The organism is Pedococcus badiiscoriae, from assembly GCF_013408925.1.
Classification (GTDB): domain Bacteria; phylum Actinomycetota; class Actinomycetes; order Actinomycetales; family Dermatophilaceae; genus Pedococcus; species Pedococcus badiiscoriae.
This window is the reverse complement of sequence record NZ_JACCAB010000001.1, coordinates 415,134-437,812: the sequence shown is the minus strand read 5'-3', so window position 1 is coordinate 437,812 and position 22,679 is coordinate 415,134. Positions and strand designations below refer to the sequence as shown.

Here is a 22,679-nt window from a genome sequence, read left to right as displayed (position 1 = left end):
CCCGAAACCTCGGAAGGGCACGCTGGGGCACGTGACGATCGAGCAGAGCGACCTGGCAGCCCGCCGCCTCGACCTGGCAGGGGCCAGGGGCTTCGACGCCCCTGGAGCCGGCCAGGTCCGCCGTGATGCCATCGCGAGCCTGACCCGCGGCTGGCTCGGTGACGTCTGGCAGGTCGCCCTGGACGGCCGGTCCACGGAAGGGATCGCGCTGGCCGCGGTGGGCAGCCTCGCCCGCGGCGACGCCGGCCCGCTCAGCGACGTCGACCTGGTCCTGCTGCACTACGGGCGGTCCCTCAGCGGAGACGACCTGCGCGGCCTGGCCGACCGGGTCTGGTACCCCGTCTGGGATGCGGGGGTGAAGCTCGACCACGCCGTGCGCACCGTCAACCAGTGCCGCACCGTCGCCTCCGGCGACCTCGCCGCCGCCGTCGGGCTGCTCGACCTCCAGTGCGTGGCCGGCGATCCCGAGGTCGTCGCGGCCGCGCGGTCGACCGTCGCGCACGACTGGCGCGCGAACGCCCGCCGGCGGCTGCCGCAGCTCGTCGAGAGCCTCAAGGCCCGCCACGCCCGCCACGGCGAGCTGGCCCAGAGCCTCGAGCCAGACCTCAAGGAGGCGCACGGCGGCCTGCGCGACATGACGGTGCTCGGCGCCCTCGTCGCGGCCTGGCTGACCGACCGCCCGCACGTCGGGGTGGACGAGGCGCACCAGACCCTGCTCGACGCGCGCGACGCCGTCCACGTCGTGACGGGCAGGGGTCGCGACCGGCTGACCCGGGAGGACCACGACGCGGTGTCCGCCCTGCTGGGCCACGCCGACTCCGACGAGATGATGACCGTGGTGGCGGACGCCGGCCGGACCATCGCCTACGCCCTCGACGGCACGGTGCGCCGGGCCGGCCAGTCCCAGCGGGCCCGCACGCTGCGGGTCGGTCCGCGGCGGCCACAGCTCAACCCGCTCGGGTTCGGCATGTTCGAGCACGACGGTGAGGTCGTGCTCGGGCCGCGCAGCACGCTGTCGACCGACCCGCTGCTGCCCCTGCGCGCGGCCGTCGTCGCGGCCCGCAGCACGCTGCCGATCGCCCCGACGACGCTGGCCAACCTCGCCGGCCAGGCCCCCAGGCTGCCCGAGCCCTGGCCGCAGATCGCCCGCGACCTGTTCGCCGACCTGTTGGCCACCGGGCCCGGCCTCGTCGCCGTCTGGGAGGGCCTCGACCAGGCCGGCATCATCGACCGCTGGCTGCCCGAGTGGGCGGCGGTGCGCTCGCGTCCGCAGCGCAGCGCGGTCCACCGCCACACCGTCGACCGGCACCTCATCGAGACCGTCGTCATCGCCGGGGGACTGGTGCGCGGGGTCACCCGGGCCGACCTGCTGCTGCTCGCCGCGCTGCTGCACGACATCGGCAAGATCCGCGGAGCCCACGACCACTCGGCCACCGGAGCCCCCCTGGCGCGGGCCATCGTGACCCGGCTGGGATACCCCGCTGCGGACGTCGACGTCGTCACCACCCTGGTCCGCGAGCACCTGACCCTCATCGACCTCGCCACCCGGCGGGACCACCAGGACGCCGGCACGGTCACGGCCGCCCGGGCCGCGGTGGGCGGGTCCCGTGAGGTGTTCGACCTGCTCGTGGCGCTGACCGAGGCCGACGCGAGTGCCGCCGGCCCGCAGGCGTGGACCGACTGGCGCGCGACCCTGCTGGCCCAGCTCGCGGAGGGAGCCCGCAAGGGCTGGGAGGAAGGCAGCGTGCCCCCCGCGGCGGAGACCACCACCGTCGACGAGGCCGACCTCCAGTCCGTGGCGGCAGGTGACCCGAGGGTCATCATCCGTCCGCAGGGCGGGTCCTACCGGATCGACGTCTTCGACCGGGACCGGCTGGGACTGTTCGCCGACACGGCCGGGCTGTTCGCGGCATACGGGCTGGTCGTCCGCACCGCGATCCTGCGCACCATCGACGGCGTCGCCGCCAACGAGTGGCACGTGGAGAGCCCCAGCGGTGAGGCGCCGCAGGAGGAGCGGATCGTCCGGGGGTTGGAGCGGCTCGCCCACGGCGACCGCGGTCCACTGGGGCTGCTGGAACGCCGACGCCAGTTCGCGGGACGTCCCAGCGCCGAGTCCGGGACGGGGTCGCCCGGGCAGGCGCGAGCCCTCGTCGTGCCGCACGCCTCGCAGGAGGCGACCGTGATCGAGGTGCGCGCCCAGGACCGTCCGGGGCTGCTGCACGAGCTGGGGATCGGCTTCGCCAAGGCGGGGCTCTCGGTGCGCTCCGCGCACATCGCGACCTATGCCGGGCAGACCCTGGACACCTTCTACCTCACCGAGTTCGGTGGACGGCTCCTGTCGCCGGCCAAGGTGGCGCAGACGGTGTCCATGGTGATCGACACCTGCGACGGTGCCGTGGCGTCCTGAGCCGGACCACAGAGTCGGACCACAGAGTCGGACCACAGGGGGAGCTGGCGCCGCGGCGCGGGCTGGTGGCAGCGCCGCGTCAGGGGGACGCCGCGCGGTCGATTAACCTTGGGGCCGTGTTCACCTCACTCTCCGACCGCCTGACAGCCACCTTCAAGAACCTGCGGGGCAAGGGGCGGCTGTCCGAGTCCGACGTCAACGCGACGGTCCGCGACATCCGGCTCGCGCTGCTCGACGCCGACGTGTCCCTGCCCGTCGTCAAGGCGTTCACCCACGCCGTGCGCGAGCGGGCCCTCGGTGCGGAGGTGTCGGGGGCGCTCAACCCCGGCCAGCAGGTCGTCAAGATCGTCAACGAGGAGCTCGTCGGCATCCTCGGCGGCCAGACCCGCACCATCGAGTTCGCGAAGAACCCGCCGACCGTGATCATGCTCGCCGGTCTGCAGGGCGCGGGCAAGACCACCCTGGCGGGCAAGCTCGCCCGGTGGCTCAAGGAGCAGGGCCACACCCCGATCCTCGTCGCTGCCGACCTGCAGCGTCCGAACGCCGTGACCCAGCTCGAGGTCGTCGGTGAGCGCGCCGGGGTGCCCGTCTTCGCTCCGGAGCGCGGGAACATCGGCGGCCACGACGCCGTCGGCCCGACGGGGGAGGGCACGCGGTCCTTCGGCGACCCGGTCTCGGTCAGCCGGGCCGGCATCGAGCAGGCCCGCCGTGCCCAGCACGACGTCGTGATCGTCGACACCGCAGGACGCCTCGCCGTCGACGCCAACCTCATGCAACAGGCCGCCGACATCCGCGCTGCGATCGAGCCCGACGAGGTCCTGTTCGTCATCGACGCCATGATCGGCCAGGCCGCCGTCGAGACCGCGCTCGCGTTCCAGGCGGGCGTCGACTTCACCGGTGTCGTCCTGTCCAAGCTCGACGGTGACGCCCGTGGCGGTGCCGCGCTGTCCGTCGCCTCGGTCACGGGTCGGCCCATCATGTTCGCGAGCACCGGCGAGGGTGTGAAGGACTTCGAGGTCTTCCACCCCGACCGGATGGCCTCGCGCATCCTCGACATGGGTGACGTGCTCACCCTCATCGAGCAGGCCGAGAAGGCGTTCGACCGCAGCCAGGCCGAGGAGATGCAGCGCAAGTTCCTCGCCGAGGAGGACTTCACCTTCGACGACTTCCTGCAGCAGATGTCGGCGCTGAAGAAGATGGGCGGCATGAAGGCGATGCTCGGCATGATGCCGGGCATGGGCCAGATGAAGGCCCAGCTCGACAACCTCGACCCGCGCGAGTTCGACCGCATCGAGGCGATGGTCCGGTCGATGACGCCCTTCGAGCGCACGCACTCCAAGCAGATCAACGGGTCCCGCCGGCTGCGCATCGCCAAGGGCTCGGGGGTGCAGGTCTCCGAGGTCAACGGCTTGCTCGAGCGGTTCACCGAGGCCCAGAAGATGATGAAGCAGCTCGCCCGGGGCGGGAACATCCCCGGGATGCCGGGCATGCCGGGCATGGGTGGTGGCAAGAAGGGCCGCCAGCAGCAGCCGCAGCGCAAGAAGTCCAAGTCCGGCAACCCGGCCAAGCGGGCGGCTGAGGAGCGGGCGGCGCTCGAGAAGGCGTCCGCGACCCGGAGCGCTGGTGGCGGGGCTGCGTTCGGCGGGGGAGCAGGCGGCGCCGGGGACGGCGGCCTCCCTGCTGACCTCGACCCCAACCAGCTGCCCGCAGGCTTCGAGAAGTTCCTCGGCAGGTGAGCCCGGCGCCGCCGCTGCACACCATCTCGGTCGGCACCGCGGGACCGCGAGTCGCCTTTCTCCACGGGCTCTTCGGCCAGGGTCGCAACTGGTCGCAGATCGCCAAGGCCCTGGCCGGACCGGATGGCACCGGTGCCCGCAGCACCCTGGTCGACCTCCCGGACCACGGGCGCTCCCCGTGGTCGCAGGAGTTCTCCTTCGAACGGTATGCCGCGTCGGTCGCCGATACCCTGCAAGCGATCGACGCCGATGCGCAGTGGGTCGTCGTGGGGCACTCCCTGGGTGGCAAGACCGCGATGGTGCTGGCCCTCGAGCACCCCGAGCTGGTGTCCCGGCTCGTCGTCGTCGACATCGCGCCCAAGAGCTATGGCAGCCTCGAGCGGTTCAGCGGCTACATCGAGGAGATGCAGCGCCTGCCGTTGAGCGAGCTGACCACCCGCGCCGACGCCGAGGCCCGCTTCGAGGAGCCTGACCCGGGCGTGAAGGCGTTCCTGCTGCAGAACCTGCGTCGCGACGGCGACTCGTGGCGCTGGCAGGCCAACGTCGGGCTCTTCGCCGCGGATGCCGCGACGGGGGACGGTTCGAGGATCGCCGCATGGCCCGCGTCGACGGCTGAGCTCAAGCCCTTTCCCGGCCCCGTCCTGTGGATCGCGGGGTCGGAGTCGAGCTACATCACCGACGACGACCTGCCCGCCATGCGGGCGTTGTTCCCCAAGGTGCGGCAGCTCACGGTCAAGGGTGCGACGCACTGGGTGCACACGGATGCCCCGCAGGTCGTGGTCGAGGCGATCCGGCGGTTCGTCGCTCGCTAGGGTCGGCCCATGGCAACGGTGCTGCACCTTCAGGGTGAGGTCCTCGTCGGGCCGCAGGACGTGCGTCCGGAGGCGTGGGTGGTCGGCGGTCGGCTGACCTTCGAGCGGCCGACCGGGAGCGGCTCGGACGTCGAGACGCTGCGCGGCTACGTCCTGCCCGGCCTCGTCGACGCCCACTGCCACGTCGGGCTCGACGCCCACGGGGCCGTGGACGATGCGACGGCGCAGGCCCAGGCGCTGGCCGACCGCGACGCGGGGACGCTGCTGATCCGCGACGCGGGGTCGCCCGCCGACACGCGGTGGATCGACGAGCGGGACGACCTGCCCAAGGTCATCCGAGCCGGTCGCCACATCGCACGCACCCGTCGCTACATCCGCAACTTCGCCCACGAGATCGAGCCGGACCAGCTCGTCGAGCGCGTCCGGCTCGAGGCCCGCGCGGGGGACGGGTGGGTCAAGCTCGTCGGTGACTGGATCGACCGGGACGCGGGCGACCTGACGCCCTGCTGGCCCGTTGACGTGCTGACCGATGCCATCGCCGCCGCCCACGAGGAGGGCGCACGGGTGACCGCTCACTGTTTCGGCGAGGCATCCCTCTACGACTTCGCGGCGGCGGGCACCGACTGCATCGAGCACGCGACCGGCCTCGAGGCCGAGACCATCGCCCAGTTCGCGGAGCAGCAGATCGCGATCGTCCCGACCCTGGTCAACATCGCCACCTTCCCCTCGCTGGCCGAGCCCGCGCGGGAGCGGTTCCCCGCCTACCACCGCCGGATGCTCGCGCTGCACGAGCGTCGTTACGCGACCATCGGCGCGGCCCGGGATGCCGGCATACCCATCTATCTCGGCACCGACGCCGGGGGCTCGCTGCGCCACGGACTGGTGGCCGACGAGGCCTACGAGCTCACCAGGGCTGGGCTCTCGACCGACGAGGCCCTGGAGGCCGCGACCTGGGGGGCGCGGGCCTGGCTCGGGCGGCCGGGGCTCGAGGAGGGCGCCGACGCGGACCTCGTGGTCTACCCGGCTGACCCGCGACGTGAGATCCGTGCGCTGGCCGCTCCCGAGCACATCATCCTGCGCGGCCGCGACTGGCGCGGCTGAGGGGGCCACGCGGGTCGGGAGCCGGGCAGCGGGCGGGGACCCGCGGTCTACCGGGTCGTTTCCACGATGCGAGACATAAGGTCACGTTATTTGACCGATAACTAATTGCTATCCAAACTCCTAGTTGTCACATAGGAGATGCGCCGTTGCGCATCGACGTCACCCGGCACCAAGGAGCCCCCCGATGAAGTCGTCCGCCCGTCACCCACGTCTCGTCCTGGCCGCCGTTGCGACCGTCGGCGCGATGGTGATGACGGCCTGTGCCGGCGGCGGGTCGAGCGACGCCGTGGCGACCGGCGCCCAGGCCCAGAACGCCGCGGCGACGAGCAGCATCCTCAACCTCTTCGCCTACTCCACGCCGAAGCCGGGGTTCGACAAGGTCATCCCGGCCTTCACCCAGACTGCGGCCGGCAAGGGCGTGCAGGTCCAGCAATCCTACGGTGCCTCGGGTGACCAGTCGCGCAAGGTCGCGGCGGGTGCCTCCGCCGACGTCGTCACCTTCTCCGTCGAGCCGGACGTCACCAGGCTCGTCAAGGCCGGCCTCGTCGACCCGAGCTGGAATGCCGGGCCCCACAAGGGAATTGCTTTCGGCTCCGTCGTCACCATCATCGTGCGCAAGGGCAACCCCAAGGGCATCCACAGCTGGGACGACCTGCTGAAGCCGGGCATCCAGGTGGTCACGCCCAACCCGTTCAGCTCGGGCAGCGCCAAGTGGAACCTGCTGGCGCCGTATGCCGCGAAGAGCGACGGCGGGAAGGACCCGAAGGCGGGCCTCGCGTTCATCGACAAGCTGGTCACCCAGCACGTCAAGGTGCAGCCCAAGTCGGGCCGTGAGGCGACGGAGACGTTCCTGCAGGGCACCGGCGACGCGCTGCTCAGCTATGAGAACGAGGCACTGTTCGCGGAGCGCAAGGGCGACCCGGTCGAGCACGTCACACCTTCGACGACGTTCAAGATCGAGAACCCCACCGCCGTGCTCAAGGGCAGTCCCAACCTGGCCAAGGCCAAGGCCTTCGAGGCCTACCTCTACACCCCGCAGGCCCAGACGCTCTGGGCGCAGGCCGGCTTCCGCCCTGTCGACCCGGCCGTGGCGAAGGAGTTCGCCGCCACCCTTCCCGCGCCGGCCAAGCTGTGGACCATCGCCGACCTGGGCGGCTGGAAGACCGTCGACAGCACGCTGTTCGCCAAGGGCACCGGCGCCATCGCGGTCATCTACGACAAGGCGACCTCCTAGCCGATGACCGCCACGACCCGGAGCGCGAGCAGGGACGACACCTCGACCGTCGAGGTGGCGTCCCTGCCCGCGCGCCCGGACCCTGCGCGTCGCCGTCCCCAGGTCGCCAGGCCGCTCGGCATCGGTCTGGTGGGCCTGTGGCTCAGCGTGCTCGTCCTGCTCCCGCTCGCCGCGCTCACCGTCGCCTCGCTGGGCGACGGGGTGGGCGGCTTCTGGTCGGCGGTGACAGCCCCCGTCGCGCTCGCCTCGCTGCGCGTCACCGTGCTCGTCGCGGCGGTCGTCGCGGTCGTCAACGCCGTGATGGGCACGCTCATCGCCTGGGTGCTGGTGCGCGACGACTTCCCCGGCAAGCGGGTCGTCGACGCCCTCATCGACCTCCCGTTCGCCCTGCCCACGATCGTGGCGAGCATCGTGCTGCTGTCGCTCTACGGGCCGAACAGCCCGATCCACGTCCACCTGAACGCGACCCAGCCGGGCCTGGTGGTCGCCCTGGCCTTCGTGACGCTGCCGTTCGTCGTCCGGTCGGTGCAGCCCGTCCTCATCGAGGCCGACCGCGAGGTCGAGGAGGCCGCCGCGTCGCTGGGGGCGTCCAACTGGACGACCTTCCGCCGGGTCGTCCTGCCGACCCTGGCCCCGGCCCTGACCAGCGGCACGGGCCTGGCCTTCGCGCGGGCGATCGGGGAGTACGGCTCCGTGGTGCTCATCGGCGGGAACATCCCGCGCCGGACCCAGGTGGCCTCGCAGTACATCCAGCAGCAGATCGAGATCGACAGGCCCCTCAACGCCGCCGCGGTGTCCGTGGCGCTGCTCGTGATCGCCTTCGCCACCCTGTTCGTGCTGCGGATGGTCGCCGGACGCAGCCAGCGCCGCGAGGAGGAGGCCACGTGAGGACCTCGACCACCACCCGGATCGGACTGCGCACGATCGCCCTCTCGTATGTCGCGCTCCTGCTCGCCGTGCCCATCGTGCTGATCCTCGTGCGCACGTTCGGGGCGGGCGTGGGCGCGTTCCTCGAGTCGGTCAGGACTCCCGCGGCGATCTCCGCGCTCAACCTGTCGCTGCTCATCGTGGCGATCGTCGTGCCCCTCAACGTGGTGTTCGGGGTCGGGACGGCGCTGGCCCTGGTCCGGGGACGGTTCCGGGGACGTGGCCTCGTCCAGGCCGTGGTCGACCTGCCCTTCGCGGTGTCGCCGATCGTGGTCGGGGTGTCGCTCATCCTGCTCTGGGGAGCCGGAGGCTGGTTCGGGGGCGTCGAACGGCTCGGCTTCAAGGTCATCTTCGGGCTGCCGGGCATGGTCATCGCCACGCTGTTCGTCACCCTGCCGTTCGTCGTGCGCGAGGTGGAGCCGGTGCTCCACGAGATCGGCACCGAGCAGGAACAGGCCGCGTCCACCCTCGGCGCCAGCACCTGGCAGACGTTCTGGCGGATCACCCTGCCGGCGATCCGCTGGGGGCTGACCTACGGGGTCGTGCTCACGATCGCCCGGGCGCTGGGGGAGTTCGGCGCGGTGATCATGGTGAGCTCCGGCTTCCCCGGCGTCTCCCAGACGCTCACCCTGCTCGTCCACTCCCGCTACATCGACGACCACAACACCTACGGCGCCTACGCCGCCGCCACCCTGCTCATGGGTCTGGCCGTGCTGACGCTGCTCGGCATGACCGCGCTCGACCGCAAGAGGAGAAACACATGATCACGGTCATCGAGGCTCGCAAGAACTACGGGGACTTCGCCGCGCTGAACGACGTGACCCTGGACATCCCCGCGGGATCCCTCACCGCCCTTCTCGGGCCGAGCGGTTCAGGCAAGTCGACGCTGCTGCGCTCGATCGCGGGGCTGGAGCAGCTCGACGGCGGACGGATCGTCATCGGTGGCCGTGACGTGACCGGGGTGTCGCCCCAGAAGCGCGGCATCGGGTTCGTGTTCCAGCACTACGCCGCCTTCAAGCACATGACGGTCCGCGACAACGTCGCGTTCGGGCTCACGATCCGCAAGCGGCCCAAGGCCGAGATCGCGCGCAAGGTCGACGACCTGCTCGAGATCGTCGGGCTCGGTGGTTTCCAGCACCGCTACCCCGCGCAGCTGTCCGGCGGCCAGCGGCAGCGGATGGCCCTTGCCCGGGCCCTGGCGGTCGACCCCGAGGTGCTCCTGCTCGACGAGCCGTTCGGCGCCCTCGACGCCAAGGTGCGCGCCGACCTGCGCCAGTGGCTGCGCAGGCTGCACGACGAGGTGCACGTCACGACGGTCCTGGTGACCCACGACCAGGAGGAGGCGCTCGACGTCGCCGACCGGATCGCGGTGCTCAACAAGGGCAGGATCGAGCAGGTGGGCGACCCGGTGACGCTCTATGACCGGCCCGCCAACGACTTCGTCATGTCCTTCCTCGGGTCGGTGGCCCGGCTCGGGGGCCAGCTGGTCCGTCCGCACGACATCGCCCTCGACCGCAGCCGCGAGCGGGCCCAGGCCCAGGACGCCCGGGTGGGCGGCTCGCCCGGCGTCGTCGAGGCGGTCGTCGAACGCGTCGTGCGTCTGGGCTTCGAGGTGCGGATCGACCTGCGCACCGATGCGGGTGTGCGGTTCGCGGCACAGGTCACCCGCGCCGAGGCCGACGCCCTCGGCCTGGTCGAGGGTGAGACGGTCTTCGCCCGGGCCACGACTGCGCCCGACGCGGCAGAGATCGAGCCGGCCCTCGCCATCTGAGCGCAGTCGGCCCGACCCGCGGCTCAGCGCGGCTCACTGCGCGGGTATGCCGCGCGCAGGGTCCCGTCCGTGCCCCGGGCCCGGGTGCGACACAATGCGCGGGTGGACATCTCGGCACGCACGGAGTACGCGGTCCGAGCCATGCTCATCCTCGCCGAGGCCGCCACGCGGTCGGACGGCCCGGTGAGCGTCGAGACGCTGTCCTACCGGCAGACCCTGCCGCGCAAGTTCCTCGAGGCCATCGTGGCCGACCTCAGGACCGCTGACCTGGTCACCAGCACGAGGGGCGCTCGCGGCGGCTACTCCCTGGCCCGCGAGCCCCGGGACATCTCGCTCGGCGACGTGTTCCGTGCCGTGGACGGGCCGCTCGCGGAGGTGAGGGGCCTGCGGCCGCACGAGACGGCATACGAGGGGGTCGCCGAGCACCTGCCCACCGTGTGGGTGGCCGTGCGGGCCAGCCTGCGCTCGGTGCTCGACGAGACGAGCCTGGCAGCGGTGCTCTCCGGCGACCTCCCCGAGCGGGTGGCGACCCTCGCCGCCGACCCCGACGCCTGGCGCAGCCGCTGATGGCCCGCGACCACTCAGCGACTGAGCCGCGGGTGCGGGCCGATGTCGGGCCGGGGATCGACCCGGACGACCTCGCCACCGCCCTGCGGGTGCTCGAGGAGCTGGCCGAGCTCGACGGCGACCACCCCGACATCCAGACCGTCAAGCGGGCCACCGGCCGGATGTACAAGCGCGTGCGCAAGGCCCGGCGTCGTGAGGCGAAGCAGCCCCAGATCGACCACGACGAGGCGATCCTCGCGCAGACCGCCACCGGGTCACCGATGCGGATCGACGACGAGACCAAGGGCATCCCCCTCGTGTCGACGACCAGGGGCGCGCACGCGGGCGAGCTCCTCAAGCCGCGCAACTGCTACATCTGCAAGGCGGAGTACACCCTGGTCGACGCCTTCTACCACTGGCTCTGCCCGGACTGCGCCGCCCTCAGCCACACCAAGCGCGAGCAGCGCACCGACCTGACGGGCAGGCGCGCCCTGCTCACCGGCGGCCGCGCGAAGATCGGGATGTACATCGCGCTGCTGCTGCTGCGCGACGGCGCCCACCTCACGATCACGACCCGGTTCCCGCACGACGCGGCGAGACGCTTTGCGGCACAAGAGGACTCGCACCTGTGGATCGACCGGCTCAAGGTCGTCGGCATCGACCTGCGCGACCCGACCCAGGTGGTCGCCCTCGCCGACGAGGTCGCCGCCGCCGGGCCCCTCGACATCCTCATCAACAACGCGGCCCAGACGGTGCGCCGCACGCCCGGCGCCTACTCCCACCTCGTCGACGGGGAGTCGGTGCCCTTGGAGGCCGGTGTGGCCTATCCCGAGCTGGTCACCTTCGACCGGATCAGTGAGGCGCACCCCGCCAACCTGCTGGGCACCCTGCGAGAGCACAAGGTCGCCCACCACGAGGGGGAGTCCGAGCGGGAGGCGGCGCAGGCCCTGGCCCAGCGCTCGGCCGCCTCGATGACGTCGATGGCCCTGTCCGCCGGCCACGCCAGCCTCGAGGCGCACCTCGCCGGGACCGCGGTCGACGCGGGCGGGCTGCTGCCCGACACCCAGGTCAACAACTCCTGGACCCAGAAGGTCGAGGAGGTCGACCCGCTCGAGCTGCTCGAGGTGCAGCTCTGCAACGCGACCGCGCCGTTCATCCTGGTCTCGCGGCTGCGGCCGTCGATGCGCGCCGCGGTGGCCGCCGGCGCGCGCCGGGCGTACGTGGTCAACGTCTCCGCGATGGAGGGCCAGTTCTCGCGCCGGTACAAGGGTGCCGGCCACCCGCACACCAACATGGCCAAGGCCGCGCTCAACATGCTCACCCGCACCAGTGCGGGCGAGATGTTCGAGACCGACCGGATCCTCATGACCGCCGTCGACACCGGCTGGATCACCGACGAGCGCCCGCACCACGAGAAGCTGCGGATCGCGGCGGAGGGCTGGCACGCCCCGCTCGACCTGGTCGACGGCGCGGCCAGGGTCTACGACCCCATCGTGCGTGGTGAGGCCGGCGAGGACGTCTACGGCTGCTTCGTGAAGGACTTCGAACCCAGCCCCTGGTGAGGACCTGCCCGCCCGAGGTGTGCCGGGTGCGCGCCTCAGGGAGCGGGTGGTCGCTCGCCGTGGTCGGGACCACGGCGAGGTTCTGGCAGAATGGTGGGCTGTACCCGTCCAGGCACGGGCCCGGTCTCGCACCGGAGCCTCCTGGCTGGAACGCCTACACCGAGTTCCGGTACCCCGCGTGGATCCATCGCGGTCTCGCCGTGCTCACAACCAGAAACAGGAGACACCACCACCGTGGCCGTCAAGATTCGTCTGAAGCGCATGGGCAAGATCCATGCACCGTTCTACCGCGTCGTCGTCATGGACTCGCGCGCCAAGCGCGATGGCCGGGCCATCGAGGAGATCGGCAAGTACCACCCCACCGAGGAGCCCTCGGTCATCGACATCAACTCGGACCGTGCGCAGTACTGGCTGGGCCAGGGCGCACAGCCCACCGAGGCCGTCGCCGCGCTGCTCAAGGTGACCGGCGACTGGCAGAAGTACAAGGGTGAGCCCGGCGCCGAGGGCACGCTCAAGGTCAAGGCTGCCAAGCCGTCCAAGAAGGAGCTGTACGACGCGGCCATCGCCGCGGCGGGCAAGTCCGAGGCCGGCGCCGACGGGGCCACCACTCCCAAGAAGAAGGCCGCCAAGAAGGCCGACGAGCCCAAGGCCGACGAGCCCAAGGCCGAGGAGCCGAAGACTGAGGCCCCCGAGGCCGCTCTCGAGGAGCCCAAGGCTGACGAGGCGAAGGCTGACGAGGCGAAGGCTGAGACCGAGGAGGCCCCCGTGGCCGCCGAGGCCGACGCCGCGGACAAGGCCTGACCGTGCTGGAAGAGGCGCTCGAGCACCTCGTCAAGGGCATCGTCGACCACAAGGACGAGGTGGCCGTGCGACGCAAGGAGCTCCGCCGTGGTGAGGTGCTCGAGGTCCGGGTCCACCCCGAGGACCTCGGGCGCGTGATCGGTCGCTCCGGTCGCACCGCGAGCGCCCTGCGCACCGTCATGGGTGCGCTGGCCGGCGGCCAGAACGTCCGGGTCGACATCGTCGACACCGACCGGGTGCGCTGACCGTCCGTCGCCAGCCGACGCCGTCACGAAGGGCCACCGGGCTTCCCGGTGGCCCTTCGTCGTGCGCTTCGTCGTCCCCGGCACCCCACCCCTGAGAGGATCACCCCATGCCTGCCGACTCCAGACTCCTCGTCGCCCGCATCGGCAAGCCGCACGGCCTGCGCGGTGAGGTGACGGTCCAGACCCACACCGACGACCCCGAGGCGAGGTATGTGCCCGGTGCGACGTACGAGACCGAGGCGGCGCCCGGCTCGGGGGTGCCGCGCGCGCTGACCCTGCGTTCGGCCCGCCTGCACCAGAAGGTCTGGCTGCTCGGGTTCGAGGAGATCCCTGACCGCACCGGTGCGGAGTCGCTGCGCGGCACCCGGTTGTTCCTGGACAGCGAGGTCGCCGCGGCCGTGGAGGAGGACGATGCCTGGTACGAGGACGAGCTCGTGGGCCTGGCCGCCGTCGACCCCCACGGCACTGTCCTGGGCGAGGTCGCCGGGCTGCGCACCGGCGCCGCTCAGGACCAGCTCGTGCTGCGGCTCGAGGGTGGCGCCGAGGCGCTGATCCCGTTCGTCGAGGCGATCGTGCCCGAGGTGGACATCGCCGGTGGCCGGGTCGTCATCGACGCGCCTCCCGGTCTGCTCGAGCTGAACGCCGACTGACGGCCGCGTGATCCGGTGATCATCGACGTCGTCTCCATCTTCCCGGAGTACCTGGCCCCGCTCGACCTGTCGCTCATCGGCAAGGCGCGTCGCGACGGCCTAATCGACCTGAGGGTGCACGACCTGCGCGAGTTCGCGCACGACCGGCACCGCAGCGTCGACGACACGCCCTACGGCGGTGGCGCAGGCATGGTGATGAAGCCGCAACCGTGGGCCGAGGCACTGGACCACCTGGTCGCCTCCGCCCCGGATGAGCGCCGCCCGCGCCTGGTCGTCCCCGGTCCGGGAGGTGTGCCGTTCACTCAGGCGCTGGCCCGCGAGCTCGCCCAGGAGCCGTGGCTGGCGTTCGCCTGTGGTCGGTACGAGGGCATCGACGAACGCGTCTACGAGCATGCCGAGCACGACCTGGGCCTCGAGGTGTCGGTGATCTCGCTCGGCGACTACGTCCTGAACGGGGGAGAGGTCGCCGTGCTGGCCATGGTCGAGGCGGTGGCTCGGCTGGTGCCTGGCGTCATCGGGAACGCCGAGTCGCTGGTCGAGGAGTCCCACGAGGACGGGCTGCTCGAGTACCCGGTGTACACCAAACCCGCCTCCTGGGAGTCCGCTCCCGGTGTCACCCGCGAGGTCCCGCCGGTGCTGCTGTCCGGTGACCACGGCGCGATCGCCGCGTGGCGACACCAGCAGCGACTGGAGCGGACCGCGGCCCGGCGCCCGGACCTGCTGCACGCGTCCCAAGCGGTGCGCGGGACCGCCGGAGCCGCCGGCACGGCCGGGACGGGCGGCACGGACGGGCTGGCCGGGCTGGACGTCGCCCTCGCGACCTCGGCCGACGCCCCAGAGCTCATGACCCTCGGTCGCGCCTGCTGGCTGAGCGAGGCACGGGCCAACGACTCGCTCACCATCCCGCCGCTCGTCGAGACCCTGGCCCAGGTGGTGGACGGCATCACGCAGTGGGACACCTGGACCATCCGTGCGGCCGGACGCCTCATCGGGTCGGTGCGGGCTCGACGCGCCCCGGACGACCCCACCCAGTGGCAGGTCGGCCGGCTGATGGTCGCTCCCGACCTGCAGGGGCGCGGACTCGGTCGGGCCCTGCTGGCCTTCGCGGAGGCGCAGGCGCCGACGGACGCGACGGCATACTGGCTCAACACGGGGGTCCGCAGCGACCGCAACCTGCGCATCTACCGCAAGGCCGGCTACCGCGTGCAGCCCGGCGAGGGTGCCTTTCCCGGCACCGTCGACCTGGTCAAGCCGCGTCGCTGACCGGGTAGCCCACGTACGAGCGGTCGATCAGTCCACGAGGGAAGTGGCGAGGTCCTTCGGGACCAGCAGCCGGCTGGCGACGAGTCGCTCCGCGACCAGGACGGTCACCGTCTGCGCAGCCATGATCCCGAACAGCACGAGCACCTGCGCGGTGGCGGCCTGCACCGGTGTGCCGCCGCCGAGCATCACGCCGATGAACGCCCCGGGCAGCGTCACGACGCCGGTCGTCTTCACCTGGTCCAGTCCCGGCAGCAGGGCCTCGGGCGCACGGCGGTGGACGATCTCGAGGATGGCCTGGCGGGGGAGCAGGCCGAGCGACAGGCATGCTTCGTACTGGCTGTGCTCCTCGCGCAGGGCTGCGAAGGCGCGGCGCCCGACGAGGGTGTGCGCGGTCATCGCGTTGCCGACGATGATGCCGACGACCGGGATCAGCGCGATCCCCCGAGGCGGGATGGTTCGCGTGGCGAGGACGATGGCGACCACCGGCAGGACTCCGGCGGCCATGGCCAGCGCCGCCCACCGCCAGGCGCGCGGCGCCTCGACCCGCCGGGTCGTGGTCAGGACGCCCATGGCGAACATGACCAGGATCAGCGCGACCGACAGCGGGAGGCTGCCCACGACCGCGGCGATGAGCAGGGCCGCGACGCCGAGCTGGGCGACCGCCCGCACGGCAGCGACGAGGACAGGGCGTTCGAGGCCGTAACCCGCCACGCGGTGGGCGGCCAGGGTGAGGACCAGCAGGAGCGCCAGGGCGATACCGACGGGCCAGCCGGGGGCGATGCTCACAGGCGCCACCGTATGCCGCGCGCTCGCCGCGGTGCGGGACGGCACGCCTGCGCTCCGGCGCCGGTGCGGGCGGTGTCGAGACGATTTCGGCCGAGGCGCCTGCCCGTGGCAGAATGGCTCCTTGCGCCCGCGTGACCAGCGGCCCCTGCCACAGGGGGAGTGACCGGGCAGTGTTCCGGCCACGCGGCCAGTGACGCACACGGCGCACCGCACGTCCCATTCACGCAGCACCATCCAACACCCTGGGCGACCTGTGGCGCCGAGAAGAAAGCGATTCCGCCATGCAGCGTTTCGATGCGATCGACAAGGCATCCCTCCGCGACGACATCCCGGCCTTCCGCGCCGGCGACACGATCAACGTGCACGTCAAGGTCGTCGAGGGCACCCGCTCCCGCGTCCAGGTCTTCAAGGGCGTCGTGATCCGTCGCCACGGTGGGGGCATCGGCGAGACGTTCACCGTCCGCAAGGTCTCCTTCGGCGTCGGCGTGGAGCGCACCTTCCCGCTGCACACCCCGATCATCGACCACATCGAGCTCGTCACCCGTGGTGACGTCCGCCGCGCCAAGCTCTACTACCTGCGTGACCTGCGCGGCAAGGCTGCCAAGATCAAGGAGAAGCGCGAGACGGTCCCCGCCAAGTAGGGCGGCCCCATCTCTGCCTCGGGTGTCCCGGCACGCGGGGGCCAGGCCCTGAGGGTTAGGCTCCGCATGCGATGAACCCCGGACCGGAATCACCCCAGCAGGACCCGCCCGCCGCCCCAGCCGAGGCTGATGCAGCGGACGGGTCGGAACGCCCCCGCGGCGGCCCTTCGTGGCTGCTGCTGGCGGGCGTTTCCCTGCTGGTCATGGTGCTGGTCCGGGGTTTCCTCGTGCAGTCGTTCTACGTCCCGTCGGGATCGATGGAGCCGACGATCCAGCCGGGCGACCGGATCCTGGTCAACAAGCTGGTCTCGGGCAGCGACCTGCGCCGGGGGGACATCGTCGTCTTCGACGGCACCACGAGCTTTGCGGCGGCCGACCGGTCGCCACACCAGGACAACGGCCTGATCGGCCGCACGCTGTCCGGCGCTGCCTCCTTCGTGGGGATCAACCTGGGGGAGCAGGACTTCGTCAAGCGCGTCATCGGCCTGCCCGGCGACCACGTCGTCTGCTGTGACGCCCACGGCCGGCTCACCGTCAACGGCACCCCGCTGAGCGAGCCGTACCTCCTGTCGGGGGACAAGCCGAGCGAGCTCACCTTCGACGTCACCGTCCCTGCCGGCCGGTTGTGGGTGATGGGTGACCACCGCAGCGACAGCGCGGACTCTCGTTCGCACCTCGGCGACCCCGGCGGCGGCACGGTGCGGCTGACCGACGTGATCGGTCGCGCGAGCGTGAGGTACTGGCCGCTGACGCGGATGGGTGGCTTCACCACCCCCCGGGCGTTGGCCGGCATACCGCGGGCGAGCACGCCGTGAGCCGGGACGGACGCGACGGCGACACGGGGTGGGTGGGCTACGACAAGCCGTCCGAGCCCCCCGCGGTCGCCCAGGCCCCGCACACCCCCGACACCGCAGGGACCCCCATGGCCCCCGACCTCGACCCGAACCCCCAGGAGCAGCGCGTGGCGACCACAGACCCGGCCTGGCTGCGCGACGACACGGCGCAAGGCGCTGCAGCGTCGGGCGAGACCGCTTCCGACACCGCTTCCCACACCGCGTCCGAGCGCACTTCCGAGACGGCGGCTGCGCCGGCCGGGGCAACGGGGAGCGCGTCACCGAAGAACCGGCATGCCGACGAGGAGCCCGTGGGCGGTCTGGCGGTGCTCGGTGCTGCGCTGAAGGAGTTCGTCATCGTCGTCGGGATGGCGCTGGTGCTGTCCTTCGTGGTCAAGACATGGCTGCTGCAGGCGTTCTACATCCCGTCAGGGTCCATGGAGAACACCCTCGTCCTCAACGACCGTGTCATCGTCAGCAAGCTGACCCCGCGGCCGATCGACCTCAAACGCGGCGACATCATCGTCTTCGCGGACCCCGGTCACTGGCTCGACGCGACCACGCCGGTCAAGCGTGGGCCGCTGGGGACGGTCGTCAGCGACGCCCTCACCTTCGTCGGCCTGCTGCCCGACAACTCCGAGAACCACCTCATCAAGCGGGTCATCGGTCTGCCCGGCGACCACGTGGTGTGCTGCGACGAGGGTGGCCGGATCACCATCAACGGCACCGCGATCAAGGAGCCCTACCTCAAGCCGGGCGACGCGGCGAGTGAGCAGAACTTCGACATCACCGTGCCGAGCGGAAAGGTGTGGGTGATGGGCGACCACCGCTCCAACTCGGCCGACTCGCGCGCCCACGACGCTCCCGCCAACGACGGCAGCCAGGGCTCGGTCGACGAGAGCCTCATCGTGGGCCGTGCCGTGGCACTGGTCTGGCCGCTGGACCACCTGACCTGGCTGTCCAACCCCACGAGCACGTTCGCCACGGTGCCGGCGCCCGCGGCCGCAGGGAGCACGCGCACGCCGGCCAAGCCCTCGGGCGGCCCGACGACGGGCGGTTCGGGTGGCGGCGAGATCGGCGGCACCGACGCCCCCACCGGAGGGGGCTGACCCCGATGGCCCAGGCGCCCCTGCGACGCAGCCGCAAACCCAACCTGCGCATGGAACGCCAGCTCCAGCGTGACGGGCACCGCATCCTGGCGGGGATGGACGAGGTGGGCCGTGGCGCCCTCGCCGGTCCGGTGAGCGTCGGCGTCGTCCTCATCGACGAGACCTGCCGCAGCGCGCCGGCCGGGGTGAAGGACTCCAAGCTGCTCACGCCCGCGGCGCGGGTCGCCATGGTGCCGCGGATCAGGCGGTGGGCCCTCACGTACGCCGTGGGCCACGCGTCCCCGCAGGAGATCGACGAGATCGGGATCATCGCCGCGCTCCGGCTCGCGGGGTGCCGTGCGCTCGCTGCGGTGGAGGTGGTGCCCGACCTGGTCATCCTCGACGGCAACCACGACTGGCTCACCTCGCCCGACGAGGTGGGGCTGCTCGCCTTCGCCTCGGACTCCGCACCAGTGACCCCGCCGGTCACCACGATGATCAAGGCCGACCTGAAGTGTTCGTCAGTGGCCGCCGCATCGGTCTTGGCGAAGGTGGAGCGCGACGCCCTGATGGTGGCGGCCGCGCCCGACCACCCCGCCTACGGGTGGGACGAGAACAAGGGGTATGCCGCGCCGGAGCACATGGCGGCGCTGGAGGCTTTCGGTGCGACCGACCTGCACCGCAGGTCGTGGCGGCTCCCCGGGGTGTCGGGAGATGATGGGACGGGCCTCGGCGATCGGGCAGGGCAGGGTGCGCAGGGAGCACCGGACGTGACGCAGGTGGAGATGAGTGCGCGATGAGTTCAGAGGATCTTGAGAAGTACGAGAGCGAGATGGAGCTCCAGCTCTATCGGGAGTACCGCGACGTGGTGGGGCTCTTCTCCCACGTGGTGGAGACCGAACGTCGCTTCTACCTGTGCAACTCCGTGGACGTGAAGGTGCGTTCCGACGGGGGCGAGGTCTACTTCGACGTCACCATGGCCGACGCCTGGGTGTGGGACATCTACCGGCCGGCGCGGTTCGCCAAGCAGGTCCGCGTCGTGACGTTCAAGGACGTCAACGTGGAGGAGCTGGCCAAGTCCGACCTTGAGCTGCCCAAGGGGCAGGGCTTCTAGGTCCAGCGCGGCCTGGTTTGGGTCGGCGGCGCGGAGGCGCATCGGCGCCGTATCTGCGCATGGTGCGCACAGCGCACCTCGTCGCGTCCATCCGGTCCACACCTCGGCGACCAGCGGCTGCCCGGTTGACGGGTATGGCACTTGGCTGAGGTGATGGCAGACCAGACAGATCCCCGGCGTGCGCTGGGGGAGTACGGCGAGCGACTGGCCGAGCGCTATCTGGGCGAGCGGGGGCTCGCGGTCATCGACCGCAACTGGCGCTGCGCCCGCGGCGAGATCGACCTCGTGGCCAGGGACGGCGACTGCCTCGTCTTCTGTGAGGTCAAGACCCGCCGCACCGAGCGGTTCGGCGCTCCGGTCGAGGCCGTGGACCGGCGCAAGGTCGTGCGACTGCGGCGGCTCGCGACCGCGTGGCTGCAGGCCCACGACGAGCACCCCGGACGGATCCGGATCGACGTCATCGGCATCGTGCGGCCGGTCGCGGGCCCGGCCAGGGTCCGGCACCTGGTCGGGGTCGGCGCATGACGTTCGGTCGGACCCGGTCTGTGACGCTGGAGGGGCTGGACGGGGCTGTGGTGGAGGTCGAGGCGCACCTGTCGGGAGGCCTGCCCGCCTTCATGCTGGGCGGGTTGCCCGACACCGCCTGTGCGCAGGCGCCCAACCGGGTGAAGGCCGCTGCGGCGAGCATCGGCAGGCCGCTGGCCCAGGAGCGCCTCACGGTCAACCTGTCGCCGGCCTCGATCCCCAAGAACGGCAGTGGGTTCGACCTGCCTATCGCCGTCGCCGTGGTGGCCGCGCTGGGGATGGTGCCGCCGCTGCGGGTGCGCGACGTCGTGCACCTCGGTGAGCTGGGGCTCGACGCCTCGGTCCGTCCGGTTCGTGGCGTGCTGCCGGCGGTGCTGTCCGCAGCGCGAGCGGGATGTCAGGACGTGGTGGTCCCGCTCGCGAACGCGGCCGAGGCACGCCTGGTCCCCGGCATCCGCGGGCATGCCGTCAGCCACCTGGCCGACCTCATCGCGGCGTACTCCGGGAGCTCGCAGACGCTGGGTCTGGGCGTCCCCGACTCGGCGACCACGCCAGCCGGAGACCGGCCCGATCCACCCGATCTCGCCGATGTCGTCGGCCAGGCCGAGGCCAGGACCGCGCTGGAGCTGGCCGCGGCCGGGGGCCACCACCTGTTCCTGCTCGGGCCGCCGGGCTCGGGCAAGACCATGCTCGCTGAACGCCTGGTCTCCATCCTGCCGCGGCTCACCCGGGAGCAGTCGATCGACGTGCTCGCGGTTCGTTCGCTCCTCGGGGTGACTGCCGCCGAGCTCGACGTCGAGGGAGTGCCACCGTTCGTCGCCCCGCACCACAGCGCCACCCAGGCAGCCATCATCGGGGGCGGCAGCCGTGCCGTGCGCCCCGGTGCGATCTCGCAGGCGCACCACGGGGTCCTGTTCCTCGACGAGGCGCCCGAGTTCAAGACCCAGGCGCTCCAGTCCCTGCGCCAGCCGCTCGAGTCGGGCCACGTCGTCGTCTCGAGGGCCAGGGCCACGGTGCGGTTCCCGGCGCGCTTCCAGCTGGTCATGGCCGCGAATCCCTGCCCCTGTGGGCTCGGCTTCGGCAAGGGAGTCGGCTGTGCCTGCACGCCCCTCGCCAAACGGGGGTACATCGGCCGGCTGTCCGGACCCCTGCTCGACCGGGTCGACCTGCAGGTGCAGGTGCCCGCTGTGACGCGGTCATCCCTGGCGGGCGTGGCGGGAGAGAGCAGCGCCGTCGTGGCTGCGCGCGTCCGACAGGCTCGCGACGCGCAGGGCCGGCGCTGGCGCTCGACGCCGTGGCGGGTCAACAGCGAGATCCCCGGGGCCCAGCTGCGCCGGGGTCGGTGGCGTCTGCCCCCGTCGGCGACCATCGACATCGACCGCGCGCTCGACCGCGGCCAGCTGACCCTGCGCGGCTACGACCGGGTGCTGCGGGTCGGGTGGACGCTGGCCGACCTGGGTGGGCGCGACTCGCCCGTGCGTGACGACCTCGGCACCGCGCTGTCCCTGCGCAACCAGGGTCCGGTGCCGGCATGACGGCCCCCTCGACCCGGCGCGGCGAGCGTGCCGCGCGAGTGGCCTGGGCGCGCCTGGTCGAGCCGGGCGACCCCGACGTGGCGGCCAGGATCGCGGCCGTCGGCGCGGAGGAGGCGCTGCGCGCCGCGGGGTCCGACCCGGTCGTCGGCGCGAGGATGGCCGGGCGTCTGCCCTGGCTCGACGTCGACCGGGACTTCGAGATCGCCCAGAGGTTGGGGGCGCGCATCGTCGTCCCGGGCGATGACGAGTGGCCGAAGGGCTTCGACGACCTCGCGGCGCCGCCGCTCTGCCTCTGGCTGCGGGGACCTGCCGACCTGGCTGCGTCGTCAGTGCGCAGCGTCTCGATCGTCGGCGCTCGCGCGGCCACCGGCTATGGCGTCCACGTGGCCAAAGAGCTTGCCGCCGGCGTGTCCGAGCGCGAGTTCGCCGTCGTGTCCGGTGCTGCCTATGGGATCGATGGTGCCGCACATGAGGGAGCCCTCGCCGTCGACGGAGTGACCATCGCTGTCGTGGCCGGTGGGATCGACCGGCCCTACCCCAGCGGTCATGCCGGCCTCCTCGACCGCATCCGGGCGACCGGTCTGGTCGTCAGCGAGGTGCCGCCGGGATCGGCTCCCACGAAGTGGCGGTTCCTCAGCCGCAACCGGCTCATCGCCACCCTCACCCAGGGGACGGTCGTGGTCGAGGCCGGGCTGCGCAGTGGGTCGCGGAACACGGCACGGCTGGCGGGGGACCACCTCAGGATGGTCTGTGCTGTTCCAGGCCCTGTCACCTCGGCCGTCTCCGCGGGCTGTCACGAGCTGATCCGCGACGGCGCCACCCTGGTGACCGACGCTGCCGAGGTCGCCGAGGCAGTCGGCCCGATGGGCGAGCTGGCTCCTCGCAAGCAGGGGCCCTCCCGTCGTGAGGACGCCCTTGCGCCCAGCCACCAGACCGTCCTGGCCGCGCTCCCGACACGCAAGGCCGTCACCCTGGAGGAGCTGGCCCGCCGGTGCGGCCTCGCGCCCCAGGAGATCAGCAGCGCCCTGGGGATCCTCGACGTCGCCGGTCTCGCGCTGCGCGAGGAAGGTCGCTGGCGCAAACCAGCAGTGACGCGCTGAGC

General features: G+C 72.0%; 23 protein-coding genes. 22 read left to right on the top strand and 1 reads right to left on the bottom strand.

The window, feature by feature from the left end; all coding sequences use genetic code 11:
• Positions 1 to 31: 31 nt before the first annotated feature.
• From BJ986_RS02060 to trmD, 14 genes are all read left to right on the top strand, one after another.
• The gene (locus BJ986_RS02060; RefSeq protein WP_337794662.1) at positions 32 to 2,407 is read left to right on the top strand and encodes a [protein-PII] uridylyltransferase; all 2,376 of its coding nucleotides are present in this window, start codon (positions 32 to 34) and stop codon (positions 2,405 to 2,407) included.
• 116 nt (positions 2,408 to 2,523) lie between these two features.
• Positions 2,524 to 4,143, top strand: a complete 1,620-nt coding sequence (gene ffh / locus BJ986_RS02055; protein WP_179420492.1) for a signal recognition particle protein — start codon at positions 2,524 to 2,526, stop codon at positions 4,141 to 4,143.
• A complete protein-coding gene (locus BJ986_RS02050) occupies positions 4,140 to 4,955 on the top strand; it encodes an alpha/beta fold hydrolase (protein ID WP_179420491.1) in 816 nt (271 codons plus the stop codon). The genes ffh and BJ986_RS02050 overlap by 4 nt, the downstream gene beginning before the upstream one ends.
• A gap of 9 nt (positions 4,956 to 4,964) precedes the next feature.
• Positions 4,965 to 6,056, top strand: a complete 1,092-nt coding sequence (locus tag BJ986_RS02045; RefSeq protein ID WP_179420490.1) for an amidohydrolase family protein — start codon at positions 4,965 to 4,967, stop codon at positions 6,054 to 6,056.
• Positions 6,057 to 6,240: 184 nt separating this feature from the next.
• On the top strand, positions 6,241 to 7,290 hold the full coding sequence (locus BJ986_RS02040; RefSeq protein ID WP_179420489.1) for a sulfate ABC transporter substrate-binding protein: 1,050 nt from the start codon (positions 6,241 to 6,243) through the stop codon (positions 7,288 to 7,290).
• Between the two features lie 3 nt (positions 7,291 to 7,293).
• Positions 7,294 to 8,178, top strand: coding sequence for a sulfate ABC transporter permease subunit CysT (cysT, locus tag BJ986_RS02035; protein ID WP_179420488.1), 885 nt, complete (start codon positions 7,294 to 7,296; stop codon positions 8,176 to 8,178).
• Positions 8,175 to 8,981, top strand: a complete 807-nt coding sequence (cysW, locus tag BJ986_RS02030; protein WP_179420487.1) for a sulfate ABC transporter permease subunit CysW — start codon at positions 8,175 to 8,177, stop codon at positions 8,979 to 8,981. Before cysT ends, cysW begins: the two co-directional genes overlap by 4 nt.
• On the top strand, positions 8,978 to 9,988 hold the full coding sequence (locus tag BJ986_RS02025; protein ID WP_179420486.1) for a sulfate/molybdate ABC transporter ATP-binding protein: 1,011 nt from the start codon (positions 8,978 to 8,980) through the stop codon (positions 9,986 to 9,988). Before cysW ends, BJ986_RS02025 begins: the two co-directional genes overlap by 4 nt.
• Positions 9,989 to 10,090: 102 nt before the next feature.
• Entirely contained in the window at positions 10,091 to 10,555 is a 465-nt protein-coding gene (locus tag BJ986_RS02020) for an Rrf2 family transcriptional regulator (RefSeq protein WP_179420485.1), read from the top strand.
• Entirely contained in the window at positions 10,555 to 12,096 is a 1,542-nt protein-coding gene (locus BJ986_RS02015; protein WP_179420484.1) for an SDR family NAD(P)-dependent oxidoreductase, read from the top strand. The genes BJ986_RS02020 and BJ986_RS02015 overlap by 1 nt, the downstream gene beginning before the upstream one ends.
• A gap of 234 nt (positions 12,097 to 12,330) precedes the next feature.
• Positions 12,331 to 12,897, top strand: coding sequence for a 30S ribosomal protein S16 (gene rpsP, locus BJ986_RS02010; protein ID WP_179420483.1), 567 nt, complete (start codon positions 12,331 to 12,333; stop codon positions 12,895 to 12,897).
• 2 nt (positions 12,898 to 12,899) lie between these two features.
• Entirely contained in the window at positions 12,900 to 13,142 is a 243-nt protein-coding gene (locus tag BJ986_RS02005; RefSeq protein ID WP_140741550.1) for an RNA-binding protein, read from the top strand.
• Between the two features lie 107 nt (positions 13,143 to 13,249).
• Positions 13,250 to 13,792 carry a ribosome maturation factor RimM gene (gene rimM / locus BJ986_RS02000; protein ID WP_179420482.1) on the top strand — a complete coding sequence of 181 codons (543 nt, stop codon included), beginning with the start codon at positions 13,250 to 13,252 and terminating at the stop codon, positions 13,790 to 13,792.
• 15 nt (positions 13,793 to 13,807) lie between these two features.
• The gene (gene trmD / locus BJ986_RS01995; RefSeq protein ID WP_179420481.1) at positions 13,808 to 15,055 is read left to right on the top strand and encodes a tRNA (guanosine(37)-N1)-methyltransferase TrmD; all 1,248 of its coding nucleotides are present in this window, start codon (positions 13,808 to 13,810) and stop codon (positions 15,053 to 15,055) included.
• A gap of 27 nt (positions 15,056 to 15,082) precedes the next feature.
• Here the strand turns inward: trmD and BJ986_RS01990 are convergent, their stop codons facing one another.
• Entirely contained in the window at positions 15,083 to 15,841 is a 759-nt protein-coding gene (locus tag BJ986_RS01990) for an ABC transporter permease (RefSeq protein WP_179420480.1), read from the bottom strand.
• Between the two features lie 281 nt (positions 15,842 to 16,122).
• Here BJ986_RS01990 and rplS point away from each other — a divergent pair, with 281 nt between their 5' ends.
• The 8 genes from rplS to dprA all read left to right on the top strand — a co-directional run bounded on the left by rplS (position 16,123) and on the right by dprA (position 22,677).
• The gene (rplS, locus tag BJ986_RS01985) at positions 16,123 to 16,482 is read left to right on the top strand and encodes a 50S ribosomal protein L19 (RefSeq protein WP_179420479.1); all 360 of its coding nucleotides are present in this window, start codon (positions 16,123 to 16,125) and stop codon (positions 16,480 to 16,482) included.
• A 71-nt stretch (positions 16,483 to 16,553) separates the two neighbouring features.
• Positions 16,554 to 17,297 (top strand): signal peptidase I, encoded by a 744-nt coding sequence (gene lepB / locus BJ986_RS01980; protein ID WP_179420478.1) that lies wholly within the window; start codon positions 16,554 to 16,556, stop codon positions 17,295 to 17,297.
• On the top strand, positions 17,294 to 18,424 hold the full coding sequence (gene lepB, locus BJ986_RS01975) for a signal peptidase I (protein WP_337794660.1): 1,131 nt from the start codon (positions 17,294 to 17,296) through the stop codon (positions 18,422 to 18,424). Before lepB (BJ986_RS01980) ends, lepB (BJ986_RS01975) begins: the two co-directional genes overlap by 4 nt.
• Before the next feature lie 5 nt (positions 18,425 to 18,429).
• Complete coding sequence (locus tag BJ986_RS01970) at positions 18,430 to 19,203, top strand: ribonuclease HII (protein WP_179420477.1); 774 nt, start codon at positions 18,430 to 18,432, stop codon at positions 19,201 to 19,203.
• Complete coding sequence (locus tag BJ986_RS01965) at positions 19,200 to 19,517, top strand: DUF2469 domain-containing protein (protein WP_140741572.1); 318 nt, start codon at positions 19,200 to 19,202, stop codon at positions 19,515 to 19,517. Before BJ986_RS01970 ends, BJ986_RS01965 begins: the two co-directional genes overlap by 4 nt.
• A 153-nt stretch (positions 19,518 to 19,670) precedes the next feature.
• Positions 19,671 to 20,042, top strand: a complete 372-nt coding sequence (locus BJ986_RS01960; RefSeq protein ID WP_179420476.1) for a YraN family protein — start codon at positions 19,671 to 19,673, stop codon at positions 20,040 to 20,042.
• On the top strand, positions 20,039 to 21,577 hold the full coding sequence (locus tag BJ986_RS01955) for a YifB family Mg chelatase-like AAA ATPase (protein ID WP_179420475.1): 1,539 nt from the start codon (positions 20,039 to 20,041) through the stop codon (positions 21,575 to 21,577). The genes BJ986_RS01960 and BJ986_RS01955 overlap by 4 nt, the downstream gene beginning before the upstream one ends.
• Complete coding sequence (dprA, locus tag BJ986_RS01950; RefSeq protein WP_179420474.1) at positions 21,574 to 22,677, top strand: DNA-processing protein DprA; 1,104 nt, start codon at positions 21,574 to 21,576, stop codon at positions 22,675 to 22,677. The genes BJ986_RS01955 and dprA overlap by 4 nt, the downstream gene beginning before the upstream one ends.
• Positions 22,678 to 22,679: the final 2 nt, after the last annotated feature.